This window comes from Achromobacter sp. 1L-A-4-B-C2 (genome assembly GCF_057291955.1).
Map to the genome: position 1 here is coordinate 458,612 of NZ_JBXAWP010000002.1, position 16,855 is coordinate 475,466.

General features: G+C 67.0%; 18 protein-coding genes. 12 read left to right on the plus strand and 6 right to left on the minus strand.

Annotated features, from left to right (window positions below; translation table 11 throughout):
• Positions 1-41 precede the first annotated feature (41 nt).
• Positions 42-416, minus strand: coding sequence for an MAPEG family protein (locus AC0Z35_RS09480; RefSeq protein WP_046807893.1), 375 nt, complete (start codon positions 414-416; stop codon positions 42-44).
• Positions 417-622: 206 nt separating this feature from the next.
• Between AC0Z35_RS09480 and AC0Z35_RS09485 the strand changes: the two genes are divergently transcribed.
• On the plus strand, positions 623-1,591 hold the full coding sequence (locus tag AC0Z35_RS09485; protein WP_485131832.1) for a CPBP family intramembrane glutamic endopeptidase: 969 nt from the start codon (positions 623-625) through the stop codon (positions 1,589-1,591).
• Between the two features lie 134 nt (positions 1,592-1,725).
• On the opposite strand, the gene AC0Z35_RS09490 is transcribed toward AC0Z35_RS09485, so the two are convergent.
• The 3 genes from AC0Z35_RS09490 to arfB form a co-directional block, all read right to left on the minus strand.
• Positions 1,726-2,778, minus strand: coding sequence for an alkene reductase (locus tag AC0Z35_RS09490; protein ID WP_120155353.1), 1,053 nt, complete (start codon positions 2,776-2,778; stop codon positions 1,726-1,728).
• 7 nt (positions 2,779-2,785) lie between these two features.
• Entirely contained in the window at positions 2,786-3,145 is a 360-nt protein-coding gene (locus tag AC0Z35_RS09495) for an ArsR/SmtB family transcription factor (protein ID WP_046807867.1), read from the minus strand.
• Between the two features lie 95 nt (positions 3,146-3,240).
• Complete coding sequence (gene arfB, locus AC0Z35_RS09500) at positions 3,241-3,657, minus strand: alternative ribosome rescue aminoacyl-tRNA hydrolase ArfB (protein ID WP_046807866.1); 417 nt, start codon at positions 3,655-3,657, stop codon at positions 3,241-3,243.
• Between the two features lie 92 nt (positions 3,658-3,749).
• Here arfB and queE point away from each other — a divergent pair, with 92 nt between their 5' ends.
• The 11 genes from queE (at position 3,750) to AC0Z35_RS09555 (ending at position 14,999) form a co-directional block, all read left to right on the plus strand.
• On the plus strand, positions 3,750-4,382 hold the full coding sequence (gene queE / locus AC0Z35_RS09505) for a 7-carboxy-7-deazaguanine synthase (RefSeq protein ID WP_046807865.1): 633 nt from the start codon (positions 3,750-3,752) through the stop codon (positions 4,380-4,382).
• Positions 4,383-4,410: 28 nt separating this feature from the next.
• Positions 4,411-4,854 (plus strand): 6-carboxytetrahydropterin synthase QueD, encoded by a 444-nt coding sequence (gene queD / locus AC0Z35_RS09510; RefSeq protein ID WP_046807864.1) that lies wholly within the window; start codon positions 4,411-4,413, stop codon positions 4,852-4,854.
• A 165-nt stretch (positions 4,855-5,019) separates the two neighbouring features.
• Entirely contained in the window at positions 5,020-5,493 is a 474-nt protein-coding gene (locus AC0Z35_RS09515; protein WP_046807863.1) for a MarR family winged helix-turn-helix transcriptional regulator, read from the plus strand.
• A complete protein-coding gene (locus AC0Z35_RS09520; RefSeq protein WP_314365695.1) occupies positions 5,490-7,565 on the plus strand; it encodes an FUSC family protein in 2,076 nt (691 codons plus the stop codon). Before AC0Z35_RS09515 ends, AC0Z35_RS09520 begins: the two co-directional genes overlap by 4 nt.
• Entirely contained in the window at positions 7,562-7,774 is a 213-nt protein-coding gene (locus tag AC0Z35_RS09525; RefSeq protein WP_046807861.1) for a DUF1656 domain-containing protein, read from the plus strand. Before AC0Z35_RS09520 ends, AC0Z35_RS09525 begins: the two co-directional genes overlap by 4 nt.
• 2 nt (positions 7,775-7,776) lie before the next feature.
• Entirely contained in the window at positions 7,777-8,694 is a 918-nt protein-coding gene (locus AC0Z35_RS09530; protein ID WP_319300581.1) for an HlyD family secretion protein, read from the plus strand.
• A 63-nt stretch (positions 8,695-8,757) separates the two neighbouring features.
• Positions 8,758-10,179 (plus strand): efflux transporter outer membrane subunit, encoded by a 1,422-nt coding sequence (locus AC0Z35_RS09535; protein WP_485131833.1) that lies wholly within the window; start codon positions 8,758-8,760, stop codon positions 10,177-10,179.
• 309 nt (positions 10,180-10,488) lie between these two features.
• Positions 10,489-11,322, plus strand: coding sequence for a hypothetical protein (locus AC0Z35_RS09540; RefSeq protein ID WP_485131834.1), 834 nt, complete (start codon positions 10,489-10,491; stop codon positions 11,320-11,322).
• Between the two features lie 20 nt (positions 11,323-11,342).
• Positions 11,343-13,070 carry a thiamine pyrophosphate-binding protein gene (locus AC0Z35_RS09545; protein WP_485131835.1) on the plus strand — a complete coding sequence of 576 codons (1,728 nt, stop codon included), beginning with the start codon at positions 11,343-11,345 and terminating at the stop codon, positions 13,068-13,070.
• A gap of 155 nt (positions 13,071-13,225) precedes the next feature.
• Positions 13,226-14,203, plus strand: a complete 978-nt coding sequence (locus tag AC0Z35_RS09550) for a Bug family tripartite tricarboxylate transporter substrate binding protein (RefSeq protein WP_485131836.1) — start codon at positions 13,226-13,228, stop codon at positions 14,201-14,203.
• 1 nt (position 14,204) lies between these two features.
• Positions 14,205-14,999 carry an SDR family NAD(P)-dependent oxidoreductase gene (locus AC0Z35_RS09555; RefSeq protein ID WP_485131837.1) on the plus strand — a complete coding sequence of 265 codons (795 nt, stop codon included), beginning with the start codon at positions 14,205-14,207 and terminating at the stop codon, positions 14,997-14,999.
• Positions 15,000-15,172: 173 nt separating this feature from the next.
• Here the strand turns inward: AC0Z35_RS09555 and AC0Z35_RS09560 are convergent, their stop codons facing one another.
• Both AC0Z35_RS09560 and ypfH read right to left on the minus strand, forming a co-directional pair.
• Positions 15,173-15,982: an IclR family transcriptional regulator gene (locus AC0Z35_RS09560; RefSeq protein WP_046807854.1), complete on the minus strand. Its 810-nt coding sequence runs from the start codon at positions 15,980-15,982 to the stop codon at positions 15,173-15,175.
• Positions 15,983-15,989: 7 nt separating this feature from the next.
• On the minus strand, positions 15,990-16,694 hold the full coding sequence (gene ypfH / locus AC0Z35_RS09565) for an esterase (RefSeq protein ID WP_219992399.1): 705 nt from the start codon (positions 16,692-16,694) through the stop codon (positions 15,990-15,992).
• Positions 16,695-16,855 lie beyond the last annotated feature (161 nt).

The following is a 16,855-nucleotide window of genomic DNA, read 5'->3' on the forward strand; positions in this document are numbered from 1 at the left end:
GGCCTGGAAGTGATGCCCCCGTCACGACCAGCCCCCCCCGCTCAGACGCCGGAAAACAGGATCGCGATGACAAAGCCCACGCTGATCGTCCACACCACCGAACGCAGCGCGCCCCAGCCTGCCAGGTACATCGCCAGGTAACCCAGACGCACGCCCAACCAGCACGCCATCAACGTAGCAACGTGGGCGGGCGGCGCCTGCGTGTACAGCGCGAACAGCACGGCCGCGTAGAAGAACGGCAGCGATTCAAACGTATTGATCTGGGCCGCATTGGCGCGCGCGCGCCATCCTTCCTGGCGCGCCAGCCAGGCCCGGGGGTCGTTGTTGTCGAACTTCTGCCCGCCCGCCTTCGCCACAATTGTTGAGACGAACGGCAAAATGGCCGCCGCCAACATCAACCACGCAATCATTTTCATATCGACTCCTGTTGCGGCCACGTGAACCGGGCCGGATACGGGGCGGGCACGTCGCCGCCGCTGCGGCATGGTCGCCCGAATGCGGCTAAATGAAAAGGCCGGTGTTGGCCGGTGCAGCGTTGCGTGGGTTCTTAGTGCCATGTCGCGCTTGCCCGCCGGCTCGGGCCTTACACTTTGCGCTTCGCATTCCCCGCCCTAACGCATCCATGCCTTTGTATAGTCCGTGGCCCGCCTTGTTTTTTGCCGCCTTGATGCTTTGGCCGCCCGCCACGCGGCGTTGGGCGCTGCTGCCCCTGGCGGCGGCCTGGGCGTGGGCGTGGAAGGATGGGGTGATCGAGCCGGTGGCGCTGGCCGCGCCCGCGCTGTTGGCTTTGGCCGCCGTCTGCATCAGGCCGACTTTCCAGGCCAATTCCCCCGCCACGCCCCCGCCCGCCCTGCGCCTTTTCGGCCATCTACTGTTCGTGCTGCTGGCCGCCGCGCTTTTTCTGCATCTGATACCGGGCTTTCACAACCCGCAAGTCATCGCGCCCGCCCCGCTTAGCGCGGATGCCGTGGCGTTTGGCATGTACTTGAATCTGGATAAACCGCTGGTCGCGTTCTGGGTGATCTTGGTGTTGGCGCCGCCCATGGTGGGCGGCTACGTGGGCGGCTACGTGGGCGCGGACGCGGGCCGCGCTGTCGGCAGCGACGCGCGAAGCCACGCGGGCGGCAATGCGGGGGGCATTGCCGTCCTCATAGTCGGCCGGACTTTGGCAGCAGCGCTGCTGGCGTGCGCGGCGGCCGTGCTGGTCTGCCTGGGCCTTGCGCTGGCGCTGGGCGTGGTGGGCTGGGCGCCCAAGTGGCCCGACACCGGTTGGATCTGGCTGATCAATAACGCGCTGCTGGTGACGGTGGCCGAGGAAGCACTGTTTCGCGGCTATGTGCAGCAGCAACTGGCCACGTGTTGGAGGAATCGGCGTTGGGGCGGCTGGGCGGCATTGGGTGTTGCCGCGCTGCTGTTCGGGCTGGCGCACTTTGCCGGCGGCTGGCAATGGATGTTGCTGGCCACGATGGCCGGCGTGGCTTACGGCGTCGCCTATCGCTACGGTGGCCTGGCAGCGGCGGTGCTGGCGCACCTGGGCCTGAACGCCGCGCACTTCGGGCTGTTTACCTACCCGATGCGCGCGGTGTTCTAGCCGGCCCGCGCCTGAGACGTTGACAGCCCCGGGGGATGGCCCGGGGGATGGCCCGGGGATGGCCCGGGGAATGGCGCGGGGGGATGGCGCGGATGTAGGCGCGGGCAGCGCAACAGCGCAACCTGCACCGGGACTTACGGCAGCGCCGGGTAGTCCGTGTAGCCGGTGGCGCCCTGCGCGTAGAACGTGGACGGTACCGGCGTGTTCAGCGGCGCATTCAGTTCAAAGCGTCGCGCCAGGTCCGGATTGGCGATGTACGGCACGCCAAAAGCCACGGCGTCGGCGCGCCCCGCTTCGATGGCCGCTTCGGCCGATTCGCGCGTGTAGCCCTCGTTGGCGATATAGACGCCCCCGAACGCGGCCTTCATGCGCGGTCCCAGGCTGTCTTGGCCTTCATGCTCGCGCACGCACACGAACGCAATGCCGCGCTTGCCCAGCTCGGTGGCCACGTACAGGAAGGTCGCGGCGGGGTCCGAATCGCCCATGGTGTGCGCGTCGCCGCGCGGCGACAGGTGCACGCCCACGCGGTCGGCGCCCCAGACGGCCACGCAGGCATCGACCACTTCCAGCAGCAGGCGGGCGCGGTTTTCCAGCGATCCGCCGTACTGGTCGGTGCGGTGGTTGGTGCTGTCCTGCAAGAATTGGTCCAGCAGATAGCCGTTGGCGGCGTGCACTTCAACGCCGTCGAAACCGGCTTCCATGGCCATTTGCGCGCCGTGACGGTAGGCGTCAACCACGCCTGCCAGTTCGGCCGTTTCCAGCGCGCGCGGGGTGACATAGGCGCGCTTGGGGCGCACGTGGCTGACGTGGCCCTCGGCGGCGATGGCGCTGGGCGCAACGGGCAGCTCGCCATTCAAGAAGATCGGGTCGGAAATGCGGCCCACGTGCCACAGCTGGGCCACCATCAGGCTGCCCTTGTCGTGGACGGCGGCGGTGACTTTGCGCCAACCCTTCACTTGCTCGGGCGACCACAGGCCCGGGGTGTCGGCATAGCCCACGCCTTGCGGCGTCACCGCGGTGGCCTCCGACAAGATCAGGCCGGCGCCCGCGCGCTGGGTGTAGTACTCGACCATCAGGTCGTTGGGGACGCGGCCTTCGCTGGCGCGCTGGCGCGTCAGGGGGGCCATGACAATACGGTTGCGCAGGGTCAACGCGCCGACGCGCAGGGGTTCAAACAGCTTGCTCATGAAGTTCCTACATATCCTGGTTCAACTGCCGCAGGAATGCGGCAATCACAACTTCATTGCGACGGAAAAAGACCCACTGCCCCACCTTGGTCGACGTAATCAGGCCCGCGCGCTGCAACACCGCCAGGTGCGAGGACACGGTTGACTGCGACAAGCCGCAGCGGTCGTCGATGTGGCCCGCGCACACCCCGTGTTCGAAGGTGTGGCCCGGACGTTCCTCGAAGTACGCATGCGGCGTCTTCAGCCACGCAAGAATGTCGCGCCGCACCGGATTGGCCAACGCCTTGATGATGGCGTCGGCATCAATGCCGGGCTCTGCGCCGGTCTGGCCTGCGGACGATGCGGAAGCGGAAGCGGGTTGGGTCATATTGGTATATCGCAATTTATCGAATCTTAAATCGAAGAAGTTCGATATGTAGTCATGCCCCTTCGGGCAACAAGGTTTTGCGGCTTTGTTTTTGCTTAATCGCCCTGCACGCGGCCCCGCAGGCGCTTGACCTCGCCGTGCAGCACTTTGCGCTGCACACGGCGGCGTTGCGATGAGCGGGTGGGCTTGGTGGCGCGGCGCGGTTTGTCGACCTGGATGGCGTTGCGCACCAGCGTCACCAGCCGTTCGATGGCTTCGGCCCGGTTCTTTTCCTGGCTGCGAAACGACTGCGACTTGATGACGATGACACCGTCTTTCGAGATGCGGTGATCGCTGACGGCGCACAGCGCGTCCTGCACCTCTTGCGGCAGATGCGAGGCCCGCACGTCAAAGCGCAGGTGGACGGCGCTGGACACCTTGTTGACGTTCTGGCCGCCCGCGCCCTGGGCGCGGATCATGCTGAACGTCAGGTCGCGTTCGTCGATATACAGGGAATCTTGGACATGAAACATAGGCCGGGAGTCTATACCAAGTAAAATATTCCGCTTTTGCCCGATTCTGATGCTGACCCTGGGTGGCTAGCAACCCCTAGCCAGCAACCTCTATGACCTACACCGCCAAAGAAATCTTCAAGACCCTGCAAGGCGAAGGCGCCCATGCAGGCCGCGCGGCGGTATTTTGCCGGTTTGCGGGGTGCAACCTGTGGACCGGCCGCGAAAGCGATCGCGCCAGCGCCGCCTGCACGTTCTGCGACACCGACTTCATCGGTACCGACGGCGAAGGCGGTGGCAAATTTGCCACGCCGGACCTGCTGGCCGACACCATCGCCGCCACGTGGGGCCCCGGCACCGAAGACCGCTACGTCGTCTTCACCGGCGGCGAACCGCTGCTGCAACTGGACGCGCCGCTACTGACCGCCATCCACGCACGCGGCTTTACCGTGGCCATCGAAACCAACGGCACCGTCAAGCCGCCCGCCGGCATCGACTGGATCTGTGTCAGCCCCAAGGGCACCGCGCCCATCGTCATTGACCGCGGCCATGAATTGAAGCTGGTCTACCCGCAGCTGAACGCCCTGCCCGAGACCTTTGCGCACCTGGATTTCGAACACTTTTTCCTGCAACCCATGGACGGCCCCGCGCGCGTGGCCAACACCGAGAAGGCCGTTCAGTACTGTATGCAGCATCCGCAATGGCGGCTGAGTTTGCAGACCCACAAATACATAGGCATTCCATGATTTACCCCCACGCGCGGCGGACCGCGCGATGATTTCCGTGACCCGCAGGCTGGAATTCGACGCCGGCCACCGCATCCCCGACCACCGCAGCCAGTGCCGCAATCTGCATGGCCACCGCTATGTGCTTGAAATCACCCTGACGGGCGACGTGGTGCAGGCGCCGGGCGAATCCGACAACGGCATGTTGATGGATTTTTCCGAGATCAAGCACATCGCCAAGACCCACATCGTGGACGTCTGGGATCACGCCTTCCTGGTGTTCGAGGGCGATGCCGCCGTGCGCGGTTTTCTGGATACCCTGCCCGACCACAAGACCGTGGTGCTGGACCGCATCCCCACGGCCGAGAACCTGGCCAAGATCGTCTTCGACACGCTGGCCCCGCACTACCACGGCCACTATGGCGCCGACCTGCGCCTGACCCGCGTGCGCCTGTACGAAACGCCCAACTGCTGGGCGGACTGCGCGGCGTAATCCGCGCCGGTCATTGCCCGGCTGAATGGCCTGGGGCCGCCTTTGCGGCCCCATTTTTCCGCCCATGGAAAAGTCCGCACTGATCTGACCGATTGGAAAAATCAATGGAGATATTCGCCATATTCAATTATTAGTAAGCTAATAGATAGGATACAATCGATTTCCATGAACACTCCTTCCGACTCCCAACTCATGGCCACCACCGCCAACCTGATGGTGCTGTCCCGGGCCTATCGTGGCGCTGCCGACAAGGCGCTGGCCGACTACGGTTTGTCGCAGGCCACCGCCTGGCCCGTCATCCTGGCCGGCCGCCTGGGAGACGGCGTGCGCCAGGGCGCGCTGGCCGAGGCGCTGGGCGTCGAGGGCCCGTCCCTGGTTCGCGTGCTGGATCAATTGGTGGCCGCCGGCCTGATGGAACGCCGCGAAGACACCCATGACCGCCGTGCCAAAACCCTGCATTTGACCGAAGCCGGCCATGCGCTGCGGGCTCAGGTCGAAAACGTGCTGGTGGAACTGCGCCGGCGTCTGTTCAACGGCGTCAGCGAATCCGACCTGCAAGCCTGTCTGCGCGTATTTGACGCGCTGAGTGTGTCGCTGGGACGCGGCGCCGGGGCCCATCAACAGGACAACGCATCGTGAAATTGCCGAACGTCCGCGAAACCATTTTTTCGCTCAAGAGCTACCTAAGCGCCATCATGGCGCTTTATCTGGCCTACAGCATTGGTTTGCCGCGTCCGTTCTGGGCGATGACCACCGCCTATGTCGTGGCGCAGCCCTGGTCGGGCGCGGTGCGTTCCAAGGCGCTGTACCGGCTGGTCGGCACGTTTGCCGGGTCGGCCGCCACCGTCTACATGGTGCCGCGCCTGTCGAATTCGCCCGTCGTCATGACGGCCGCCATGGTGATGTGGGTAGGCGCCTGCCTGTACATGTCGGTGCTGGACCGCACGCCCCGGTCGTACCTGTTCATGCTGGCCGGTTACACCGCCGCCATGATCGGGTTTCCCAGCGTGACGGACCCGTCGCTGGTGTTCGACACGGCGTTGGCCCGCGTGGAAGAGATCAGCCTGGGCATCGTGTGCGCCACGCTGGTCCACAGCATTGTGCTGCCGCGTGGCCTGGCGCCCGCGCTGACGCTGCAACTGGACAAGGCCGTGCGCGACGCCCGCAACTGGATGCACGACACGCTAAGCGGCAAGACCGCCGAACAGCGCGACCGCGATCGCCGCGTGCTGGCCAACGACATCACCCAGCTGCGCCTGCTGTCCACCCACGTGCCGTTCGACACCAGCAACCTGCGCTGGACGTCCGGCGCGGTGCGCGCGATGCAAGACCAGATTTCGGCGTTGACGCCGGCCGTCTCGGCCGTGGAAGACCGCCTGCGCGCGCTTCAGGCCAATGACCAGCCTTTGCCCGACACGGTGTCCGCGCTGCTGAACGATATTTCAGAATGGATCAATGCCGGCGCCCAGGCCTCGCACGACACCGCCGTGCAACTGCGCGCGGCCGTCTCGCATGCCACGCCCGCCATCGACAGCCACTCCACCTGGCGCGACGCCCTGCTGGCCAGCCTGATGACGCGGCTGCGCGAGCTGATCGATACCTACGACGAATGCCTGGCGCTGCGCCGCGAAATCCACGCCGGCCTGAAAGGCGCGCCACGGCGCGGGTCGATGCGGGGCGGGATGCACCACGCCCGCCCTGCCCGCGACCCCAACGCCGCGCTGCACCGCGACCACGGCATGGCGCTGCTGTCGGCACTGGCCGCGGGCGTGGCCATTTCGGTGTGCTGCGCATTCTGGATCGGCACGGCCTGGAGCAACGGCGCCACGGCCGCGTTGATGGCCGCCATCTTCAGCTGCTTCTTTGCGTCGCAGGACAACCCGGTGCCCGGCATCATGCAGTTCCTGACCTACACGGTGTATTCGATTCCGCTGTCGGCGCTGTACCTGCTGGGCATCATGCCCGCCATACATTCGTTTGAAATGTTGGCGCTGTCGATGCTGCCCACCGCCTTCGTGTTGGGCATTTTCATCGCGCGCCCCGCCAGTACCGGCAAGGCCATGGCGATGCTGTTCGGCTTTTTAGGCACCATGGCGCTGCAAGACACCAACACCGCCGACATCGTGTCGTTTATCGATACGCAGGTGGCGCAGTGCATGGGCGTGGCCACGGCGGCCATCATCGCCGCCATCTTCCGCACGGTCAGCGCCGACTGGAGCGCCCGCCGCATCCAGGCCGCCAACTGGAAAGAACTGGCCACGCTGGCCAGCTCGCCGCGCGCGCCGTCGCGCCATACCTACACCGCCCGCATGCTGGATCGCATCGGCCTGTTGCAGCCGCGCCTGGCGCTGGCCGAGCGGCCCGACGACCTGGTTGCCGCCGACGCGTTGAAGGACCTGCGCGTGGGCCGCGACATCACCGAATTGCAACGCGCGCGTCGTCACCTGCCGATGGCCGAGGCCACGATCCAGCCGGTGCTGAACAGCCTGGCGCAGTTTTTCCGCGCGCGCTCGGCATGGCGCGTGGGGGAAAAGACGCCGGAGTTCCTGGCGCAAATCGACCGCGCGCTGTCCAGCGTGGCCGCCACGCCGCAAGGGGTGGCCGCGCGCGACCGCGCGGTGGTGGCGCTGGTGGGCATCCGCCGCGCGTTCTTTCCCGACGCCCCCGACTACCAACCCGCCCATCCCACCATGGAGGGCCACGCATCATGATCGGCGAATTCAATCTGTACGGCATTTACTTCCCCTGGCTGCTGGTGCTGGGCGTGGTCACGCTGGGCGTGGCCTGGGCCTTGCGCCGCGTGCTGGCGCGCATCGGACTGTATCGCCTGGTGTGGCACCCCGCGCTTTTTGATCTGGCGCTGTTCGTGGTGCTGCTGTATGGCGTGTCGCTCATTTCCCCTTATTTTCTTCAGAGATAGGTATGAAACTTCCCAACGCCCTTCGCCCTGCCGCCATCGGCAAGTTCGCGGTGACGGCCATCGTCGTCGCTGCCGCGGCCTACGCCGGCTGGCAGTTGTGGGTGCACTATGAAGTCGAGCCCTGGACGCGTGACGGCCGGGTCAAGGCCTACGTGGTGCAAGTGGCGCCCGACGTATCCGGACTGGTGACCAGCGTGCCCGTGCACGACAACCAGGACGTCAAGGCGGGCGACTTGCTGTTTGAAATTGACCGTGCCCGCTTCCAGCTGGCGTTTGATCAGGCGCAAGCGTCGGTGCGTTCGCAGCAGGTGGCGCATGAGCAGGCGCTGCGCGACGCCAAGCGCAACCGATCGCTGGGCCAGTTGGTCGCCGCCGAAGCCGTCGAGCAAAGCCAGACCAAGGTGCAGCAGACCGAGGCCGCGCTGGCGCAGGCGCAGGTGCAACTGAACACGGCGCGCCTGAACCTGGAACGCAGCCGCGTGGTGGCCGCCAGCGATGGCCGCATCACCAACCTGGATCTGCGCGCGGGGTCGTACGCCACGGCGGGCCGCGGCGTGATGGCGCTGGTGGACGCGGGCTCGTTCTACGTCGAAGGCTACTTCGAAGAAACCAAGCTGCCCGGCATCCACGAAGGCGCGCCCGTCACGGTGACGCTGATGGGCGATTCGCGCCACATTCGCGGCCACGTCGAAAGCATCGCGATGGGCATTGCCGACCGCGACCGCAGCACCGGCGCCAACCTGCTGCCCAACGTGAACCCGACCTTCAACTGGGTGCGCCTGGCGCAGCGCATTCCGGTGCGCGTAAAGATCGACGACGTGCCCGAGGGCGTGCGACTGGTCGCCGGCCAGACCGCCACCGTGTCGGTGGACCCCACGCCCGCACCGCGGCAAGCCGCCGCCGACACCGCCAACCGCTGACCCCCGCACCGCGCGCCCATCAACCCTTCTTTCTTCTCATATCAACGCCAAGCCGTAGCTGCCATGAACACCAAATTTCTTCTGCCGTTGACGCTGGCCATTGCGCTGGCCGGATGCACCACCGTGGGCCCTGATTACCAGGTGCCCGCCGCGTCGGTCGCCCAGCGACAGAGCGCGGCCGCCCCCTTCGTCGAGGCAGGCTCCAAGGTGTTTGCACAGGAAGCAGTGACCGGCCATTGGTGGCGTCTGTATAACGATCCCGTGCTGGACGGGCTGGTGGAAAAGGCACTGTCCGCCAACACCGACCTGCGCGTGGCCAGCGCCAATCTGGAGCGTGCCCAGGCCGCCGTGCAGGAATCGCAGGCGCAGCAGCAACCCGGCATCGGCGTGAATGCGTCGCCCACGTTCGGCCATGTGTCCGGCTTGCAGGAGCTGCAACCCGGGATCGACCCGCCCAACCACTGGGCCTATTCCGCGGGCGCCAGCGTGTCGTACCAGCTGGACCTGTTCGGCCAGATCCGCCGCGCCATCGAAGCCGCCACCGGCGATGCGCAAGCCGCCCAGGCCGCTTACGATGCCACCCGCGTGACCGTGGCCGCCGAAACCGCGCGCGCCTACGCCAACATGTGCGCGGCGGGCATGCAGCTGGCCTCGGCCCAGCACTCCGTGCAGGTGCAAAAGGAATCGCTGGACGCGGTCAGCCGCTTGCAGCGCGCCGGCCGGGGCACCACGCTGGACGTGACGCGTGCCCGCAGCCAGCTGGAACAATTGCAGGCCAACCTGCCGCCCTTCCAGGCGCAGCAGCGCACGGCGCTGTACCGCCTGGCCGCGCTGACGGGACAAACGCCGAACGACATCCCCGCATCCTTGCTGCAATGCGCCGCCGCGCCGCGCCTGACCAACACCATCCCCGTGGGCGATGGCGCCGAGCTGCTGCGCCGCCGCCCCGATATTCGCCAGGCCGAACGCACGCTGGCGGCGGCTACCGCGCGCATCGGCGTGGCCACCGCCGACCTGTATCCCAAGGTCACGCTGGGCCTGTCCGCCGCATCGGGCGGCCCGGCCGCCATGTTCGGCGACCGGGGCACGTTCAGCTGGAGCGTGGGTCCGCTGATCTCGTGGACCCTGCCGAACACGGGCGCGGTGCAGGCCCGCATCGCCGAAGCCGAAGCCAGCACGAAGGCGGCGGTGGCGCGCTTTGACGCCACGGTGCTGAACGCGCTGCGCGAAACGGAAAGCGCGCTGGTGGTCTACGCCCGCCAGCTGGACCGTGACGCCGCCTTGCGCGCCGCCCGCGACCAAAGCGCCGAAGCGGCCTCGCAAGCGCGCCGCCTGTTCCAGTACGGCAAGACGGATTACCTGACCGTGCTGGACGCCGAACGTACGTTGGCCACCAACGAAAGCGCTCTGGCCGCCTCGCAAGCCGAACTTAGCAGCGACCAGATCGCCGTTTTCCTGGCCTTGGGCGGCGGCTGGGAAAAGTAGCCCGACGCGCCTCTCGCACAAACGCCCCGCCTGGCAGGCGGCGGCATTCCAAAGCGCCCGACCGGGCGCTTTTTTTCGTCCTGTCGCGGCCGGCCGGAAGCACGCCGAGCCAGCGCCGGGCCGCGATGCCCATCCCGATTCGCCACGCCCATCAAATCCATTTCCATAATATGGATGGATTATTGCCGTACGGCTTTTCGCGCCCGTAGAATCCGGTGCATACCTACATCAAGATACGAGACAAGCTGGGGCTCCCGCCCTTCGCCTTCGCCCCGCCGGGGCAGCAACGCGATAAAACAAATCCATAATATGGAATCAAACGGCACGACAATCGACGCCAGTGTGCTCGACAGCATCACCAAGCTCGGCAGCGCGGACGCCGGCCGCGTGGTGATCGCCGGGTCCCACGGCGGACGCTATGCCGCCTATTGCGCCGCGCGCGGCCGGGTGCGGGCGGTGATCCTGAACGACGCCGGCTTGGGGCTGCGGCAAGCGGGCATTGCCGGCCTGTCGGACCTGCAACGCTGGGGCGTGCCCGCCGCCACCGCCGACTATCAAAGTTGCCGCATCGGCGACGGCGCGGACATGCTGCGCCGCGGCGTCATCAGCCACGTCAATTTACGGGCGCAGGCCTTGGGCTGCGTGCCCGGCATGCGCGTGGCCGAGGCCGCCGCGCGGCTGGCCCTGTCGTCAGCCGTTTACCCGCTGCCCACGTTGCAAAACGAGTCCCGCATGGTGTTGCGGGCGGCGGCCGATGGCACGCCACAAGTCATCGGCGCGGACTCCGTATCGCTGCTGGATCAACGCGACGATGGCCGCATTGCCGTCACGGCATCGCACGGCGAACGCCTGGCCGGCCTGCAAACCGACGGCGTCAGGGCCGCGCCCCGGCTGGTCACCTTCAACGATGCCGGCATGGGCCGTGACGGCGCGGGCACCGGCCGGCTGCCGCTGTTGCAGCAGCGCGGTATCGCCGCGTTGACCGTGTCGGCCGATAGCGCCTGCATCGGCGACGCGCGCTCCTGCTACGACGAAGGCGTGATCTCGTCAGCCAACGCGCGCGCCCGTGATCTGGGCGGCCGCGTCGGCACCCCACTGAAAACCTTTATCGATGCCCTGCTCAACGGGCGCGCCAACACTTAAGACTCAGGAGCACACCTCGCATGTCGGAAAAACTGGAAATCACGGGCGGCGAAGCCATCGCACGCATGTTCGCCGCGCACGATGTCGGCTTGATGTTCGGCATGGGCGGCTTTCAGCTGCTGCCGTTCTACGACGCCGTGCGTCGCTTGAACCTGAACCATCACCTGATCAACGACGAGCGCTGCGCCGTGTTCGCCGCCGACGCCTACACCAAGGTCACCGGGCGGCCCGGCGTGTGCGACGCCACGCTGGGGCCGGGCGCCACGAATCTGGTCACCGGCCTGGCCGAAGCCTTCAACGCCGGCACGCCGCTGGTGGCGCTGGTGGGCGATTCGCACCGTCTGCATTCGTGGAAGAACATGACGCAGGAAGCGCGCCAGCTGGAAGTGCTGCGGCCGGTGGTGAAAGATGTGCTGCGCATCGAGATGATCGAGCGCATTCCGGAATTGGTACGGCGCGCCTTCGCCGTCGCCACCAGCGGACGCCCCGGCCCCGTGGTGCTGGACGTGCCCGAAGACATCGCGCATGCGGTCCACGCCTTTGATGCCGACGCGTTCTACGCCAGCGCCAACACCCGCCGCGCGCCGGCGCTGCGCTGCCGTCCCGACGCGGACGACTTGGCGCAAGCCGCCAGCATGCTGGCCGGCGCCGCGCGGCCCTTGATGCTGTGCGGCGGTGGCGTGCACATCAGCGACGCCGCGTCGGCAGTGCAGGCCTTCGCGCAGCGCTTCAACATCCCGGTGGCCCACACCATGAGCGGCAAAGGCGCTATCGCGTGCAGCGACCCGCTTAACGCCGGCCTGTTCGGCCGCTACAGCCGCATCGCCAACGACTTCATCGCCAAGGCCGACTGCCTGTTCGTGGTGGGCTGCAAGCTGGGCGAAGTGGCCACGCGCCGCTACGAGCTGTTGAGCGCCGGCGCCCCCGTCATTCATCTGGACATCGTGGCCGAGGAATTTGACCGCACGACCACGCCCGCCCTGCGTCTGTGGGGCGACGCCCGCGCCACGCTGCAAGAGCTGGCCCAGCGCATGGCCGACCAGCCGCTGCAAACGGACCGCCAAGCCTACGCGGACGAAGTCGGCCAGGCGATGCACACGTGGCGCGAATCCGTGCAGAGCAAGCTGACGTCGCCGGATAGCCCCATCGGCATGGCGCGACTGATGCACGAGATCAACGCGACGCTGCCCGAAGACGGCATCCTGGTGGCGGACGGCGGCTTTGCCGCGCACTGGGGCGGCCTGCTGTTCGACACCAAGCGCGCCGGGCGCGGCTTCGTGCCGGACCGGGGCTTTGCGTCCATCGGCTACGGCATTCCCGGCGCGATCGGCGCCGCGGCCGCCGCGCCGGGTCGGCAAGTCATCAGCCTGACGGGGGACGGCGGCTGCAATATGTCGCTGGGCGAATTGGAAACGGCGGTGCGCATGGGCCTGGCCTTCACGCTGGTGGTGGTGAATAACGCGGCGTCGGGGTATATCAAGGCGCTTCAGCATCTGATGTACGGCAGCGGCAGCTATCAATCGTCGGACCTGGTGGAAACCAACTACGCCAATGTGGCGCGCGCGCTGGGCTGCAACGGCATCCGCGTGGAAGACCCCGCCGACATCCAGGCGGCGTTGGCCAGCGCGTACGCGTGCAAGGACCGCCCCACCATCCTGGACGTTGTGGTGACGCGCGACCCGGCGCACATGCTGCCAGGGGTGGACAGCCGCGCGGCGAAGATCAAGCCCGGCGACCGCATCGCATGATCTTCGGCCTGGGCACACGGCGGAACGCATACAGCAGAACGCAGATAGCAGAACGCAGGTAGCAGCAACCCCGTAGCGGACACACAGGCCGGCACAAGGCCTGGTATCCGCGCAAATACCGGACGCACAACAATATCAAGCAAGGAGACAACATCATGAAGAGAAGAACCTGGATCACCCTGGCGGCCGCGGCCCTTGCCGTATCGCTGTCGGGCGCGGCCGCCGCGCAGTCCAACTACCCCGACCGCCCGGTGCGGCTGATCGTTCCGTTCCCGCCGGGCGGCACGTCCGACGTGGTGGGCCGCATCTTTGCCGAAGCGCTGGGCAAGCAGTTGGGCCAGCCGGTGGTGGTGGAAAACCGGGGCGGCGCGGGCGGCACGGTAGGCACGCGCGCGGTGGCGTCCGCCGCGCCCGACGGCTACACGCTGCTGCTGGGCACATCCAGTACCAACGGCACCAACTCGGCCGTGTACCAGAACCTGCCCTACGACGCCGTCAAGGATTTCACTCCCGTCACGCAGATCATCCGTGTGCCGGGTGTGATCGTCGTCAACAAGAACTTTCCGGCCAAGGACTACGCGCAGTTCTTTGCGCTGGTCAAGGGCGCGCCGGGCAAGTATTCGTATGCGTCATCCGGCAACGGCGGGGCCACGCACATGGCCATGGAGTACTACAAATCGCTGTCGGGCCTGGACATGATGCACGTGCCGTATCGCGGCACGGGGCCGGCCTTGAACGACGTCATCGCCGGACAGGTGCCGATACTGTGGGACACCGCCGCCTCGTCCATGGCGCACATCCAGTCGGGCAACCTGCGGGCCATCGTGGTGGCGGCCAAGGCGCGCCTGCCGCAACTGCCCGACGTGCCCACCTTTGCCGAAGTGGGCCTGCCGGATTACGACGCCGAAATGTGGAACGGCCTGCTGGCCCCGGCCGGCCTGCCCAGGGATGTGTTGGCCAAGCTGAACGACGCATCGCGCAAGGCGCTGACCGACCCGGACGTGCAGGCCAAGTACGCGGGCGTGGGCGCCTATGTGGTGGCGGACAAGCCGGATGCGTTCGGCGCGATGATCCAGGCGGACGTGTCCAAGTGGAAGAAGGTGGCCGACTTCGCCCACATCTCGGTGCAATGACATGGGACAACGCGTCAAGGACAAGGTCGCGCTGGTGTTCGGCGCGGGGTCGTCGGGGCCGGGATGTGGCAACGGCAAGGCCGCCGCCGCCCTCTACGCACGCGAAGGGGCACGCGTGTACGCGGTGGATGTGCGGGCAGAGGCCGCCCAGGAAACCGAACGCGTCATCCAGGCCGAAGGCGGACAGTGCCGCGCGCTGGTGGCCGACGTGACGCAGTCGGCGCAGATCCAGGCCGTGGTGGCGCGGGTGCTGGACGAGGCCGGCCGCATCGACATCCTGCACAACAATGTGGGCATTACGGAAATGGGCGATCCCATCGAGGCGTCAGAGGAAAGCTGGCATCGGGTGCTGGACACCAACCTGACCGGCGTGTTCCTGACCTGCAAGCACGTGCTGCCGGCCATGCTGGCGCAAGGCGGCGGCTGCATCGTCAACATTTCGTCGCTGGCCTCGATTCAGGTCAACACCTATCCGTACACGTCCTACTACGCGGCCAAGGCGGGGCTGAACCACCTGACCCGGTCGCTGGCGGTGCGCTACGCGCCGGACAATATCCGCGTCAACGCGGTGCTGCCCGGCGTGATCGATACGCCGCTGATCTACCAGCAGATTGCCGGCCAGTTCCAGGATGTGGAGGAAATGCGCCGCCGCCGCAACGCCGCCAGCCCGATGGGCCGGATGGGCGACGCCTGGGACGTGGCGCATGCCGCCCTGTTCCTGGCCAGCGACGAGGCCAAATACATCACCGGGGTGTGCTTGCCGGTCGATGGCGGCAAGGCGTGCGCGGGGCGATAGCCGGGGTTGTGGCGCCGGATGGGGTTGGGGCTGGGGCTGTGGTTGTGGCTGGGGCTGTGGTTGGGGCTGTGGTTGGGGCTGTGGCTGTGGTTGTGCCTGGGGTTGGGGCTGTGGTTGTGGTTGTGCCTGGGGTCGGGGCTGTGGTTGTGGCTGGGGCTGCGACCTGCCTGCGCTCAGGCGCGCGGCAGCAGATCCGCCGACAGTTCGGACGCGGCGCGTTGCAACGCGGCCACCACATCATGCAGCCGTGCCCCCGACAGCCGCGAGCGGATCGCCGCCACGCTCAGCGCGGCCACCACGTTCTGTTCACGGTCGAATACCGGCACCCCCACGCCCAGCATGTCGGGGATGATGCGCCCCGGGTTCAGCGCATAGCCCTGCTTGCGCGCGGCGGCGATGTCCTCGCGCAGCATGTCGGTGGACGGCAGGTCGGGCGCGGTGGTGGCGTCGTAACGAGCCAGCACGCGGTCGATATCGTCATTGGGCAAAAACGCCAGCAGCGCCAGGCTGCCCGCCCCCACGCCCAGCGGCCGCCGGTGGCCCACTTCCAGGGTCAGGATCTTGATGGGAAAGTCGCCCGTCTTGCGGTCCACGCACACCGCTTCGTGGCCCGAGCGCACCGATAGAAAGCTGGTATCGCCCGTAGACTGCGCCAGCCGCAACACGGCCGATTCGGCGATGGCCTTGATGCCATGGCGGCTTTCGGCTGCCAGGCCCAGGATGTAAGACTCGCGCCCCAGGCTATAGGTCTTTAGCTTGGGGTTCAGCGACAGGAAACCCTCTTGCAGCAAGGCCGACAGCATGCGGTGCGCGGTGGGCGGCGTCAGGCCGATGTCGCGCACGACATCGCTCAAGCCCACGCCACGCGCGGGCGCGGCGCCCACGTATTTCAACAGGCGCAGCACCCGGAAAATGCTCTGCGCGCCACCCACGGAATCGGCGGCGCGCGGCGAGGCCGGCACGGAAGAACGCGCGGTGCTCATCGCGCGATCAGTGCAGCGTAGTGCCGTCGGGCGGCGTCTGGTTCAGGCCCAGCGCCGCTTCCCAGCTGCGCAGCGGCACGCAGGTCTGCAAGCGGACAATGGCGCGTTCGATCAACGCAGGATGCAGTTCATGGCCGACGTGGCTGGCGATATCGATAGTGGAATCGCCATGCAGCGCCTCCAGCCGGGCCTGGGCCGCCTGGATGTGGGACACGTTCATGATCGGGTCGTCGGCGCCATGCAGCAGGTGCAAGGTGGTGAATTGCGGGGCGGTCTTGGGCAATTGGGCATAGCGCCCCGAAAACGCAATGATGCGGCCGGCCATGCCGTCATGGGCCTGCACCAGTTCCAGCGCCATGATCGCGCCCTGCGAAAAGCCCGCGATCGCCGTGTCCGACTGCAATAGCTTGAAGCGGGCCTGCGCCTGGCGCACATAGGCTTCCAGGGGTGGCATGGCCGCCGCCACGCGTTCGGCGCGATTATCTTCGGTCACGCCGCGTACCGAAAACCACTGGCGCCCGGCGTTGCCGCCGTCAAAGGGCTCGAAACCCTCGGGCACCAGCACCGCCGCCGTCGGGAAGGCCGCGCGCACGGCCTGGGCCAAGGGCCGCAGGTTATCGGGCGACCCGCCCACGCCGTGCAGCAGGATGAACAACTGGCGCACGTCGACGCCCGCCTCGGGTAGGAATTCAAGAGATTCGGTAGATGCCATGAAACTGCTCCGTGCTGGCCCGGGCCGCTGGACTGCGCCGCGATGGCCGCATTGTAAAATGCGCGGCTTTACCGTTGGCGGCCTGCTTGGCGTTGGCGGCCGCGTGGCGACCGGCTGACGGTCGCCTGGCTGCCTGGTCGCCTGGCTGCCTGGTCGCCTGG

Bases quoted from the DNA above. Each gene is read 5' to 3' on its own strand.
- AC0Z35_RS09530 (WP_319300581.1), top strand. From the start codon at position 7,777: ATGAAACTTCCCAACGCCCTTCGCCCTGCCGCCATCGGCAAGTTCGCG.
- AC0Z35_RS09545 (WP_485131835.1), top strand. From the start codon at position 11,343: ATGTCGGAAAAACTGGAAATCACGGGCGGCGAAGCCATCGCACGCATG.
- AC0Z35_RS09555 (WP_485131837.1), top strand. From the start codon at position 14,205: ATGGGACAACGCGTCAAGGACAAGGTCGCGCTGGTGTTCGGCGCGGGG.
- queE (WP_046807865.1), top strand. From the start codon at position 3,750: ATGACCTACACCGCCAAAGAAATCTTCAAGACCCTGCAAGGCGAAGGC.
- queD (WP_046807864.1), top strand. From the start codon at position 4,411: ATGATTTCCGTGACCCGCAGGCTGGAATTCGACGCCGGCCACCGCATC.
- AC0Z35_RS09515 (WP_046807863.1), top strand. From the start codon at position 5,020: ATGAACACTCCTTCCGACTCCCAACTCATGGCCACCACCGCCAACCTG.
- AC0Z35_RS09550 (WP_485131836.1), top strand. From the start codon at position 13,226: ATGAAGAGAAGAACCTGGATCACCCTGGCGGCCGCGGCCCTTGCCGTA.
- AC0Z35_RS09560 (WP_046807854.1), bottom strand. From the start codon at position 15,982: ATGAGCACCGCGCGTTCTTCCGTGCCGGCCTCGCCGCGCGCCGCCGAT.
- AC0Z35_RS09540 (WP_485131834.1), top strand. From the start codon at position 10,489: ATGGAATCAAACGGCACGACAATCGACGCCAGTGTGCTCGACAGCATC.
- AC0Z35_RS09480 (WP_046807893.1), bottom strand. From the start codon at position 416: ATGAAAATGATTGCGTGGTTGATGTTGGCGGCGGCCATTTTGCCGTTC.
- ypfH (WP_219992399.1), bottom strand. From the start codon at position 16,694: ATGGCATCTACCGAATCTCTTGAATTCCTACCCGAGGCGGGCGTCGAC.
- AC0Z35_RS09495 (WP_046807867.1), bottom strand. From the start codon at position 3,145: ATGACCCAACCCGCTTCCGCTTCCGCATCGTCCGCAGGCCAGACCGGC.
- AC0Z35_RS09525 (WP_046807861.1), top strand. From the start codon at position 7,562: ATGATCGGCGAATTCAATCTGTACGGCATTTACTTCCCCTGGCTGCTG.
- arfB (WP_046807866.1), bottom strand. From the start codon at position 3,657: ATGTTTCATGTCCAAGATTCCCTGTATATCGACGAACGCGACCTGACG.
- AC0Z35_RS09535 (WP_485131833.1), top strand. From the start codon at position 8,758: ATGAACACCAAATTTCTTCTGCCGTTGACGCTGGCCATTGCGCTGGCC.
- AC0Z35_RS09490 (WP_120155353.1), bottom strand. From the start codon at position 2,778: ATGAGCAAGCTGTTTGAACCCCTGCGCGTCGGCGCGTTGACCCTGCGC.
- AC0Z35_RS09485 (WP_485131832.1), top strand. From the start codon at position 623: ATGCCTTTGTATAGTCCGTGGCCCGCCTTGTTTTTTGCCGCCTTGATG.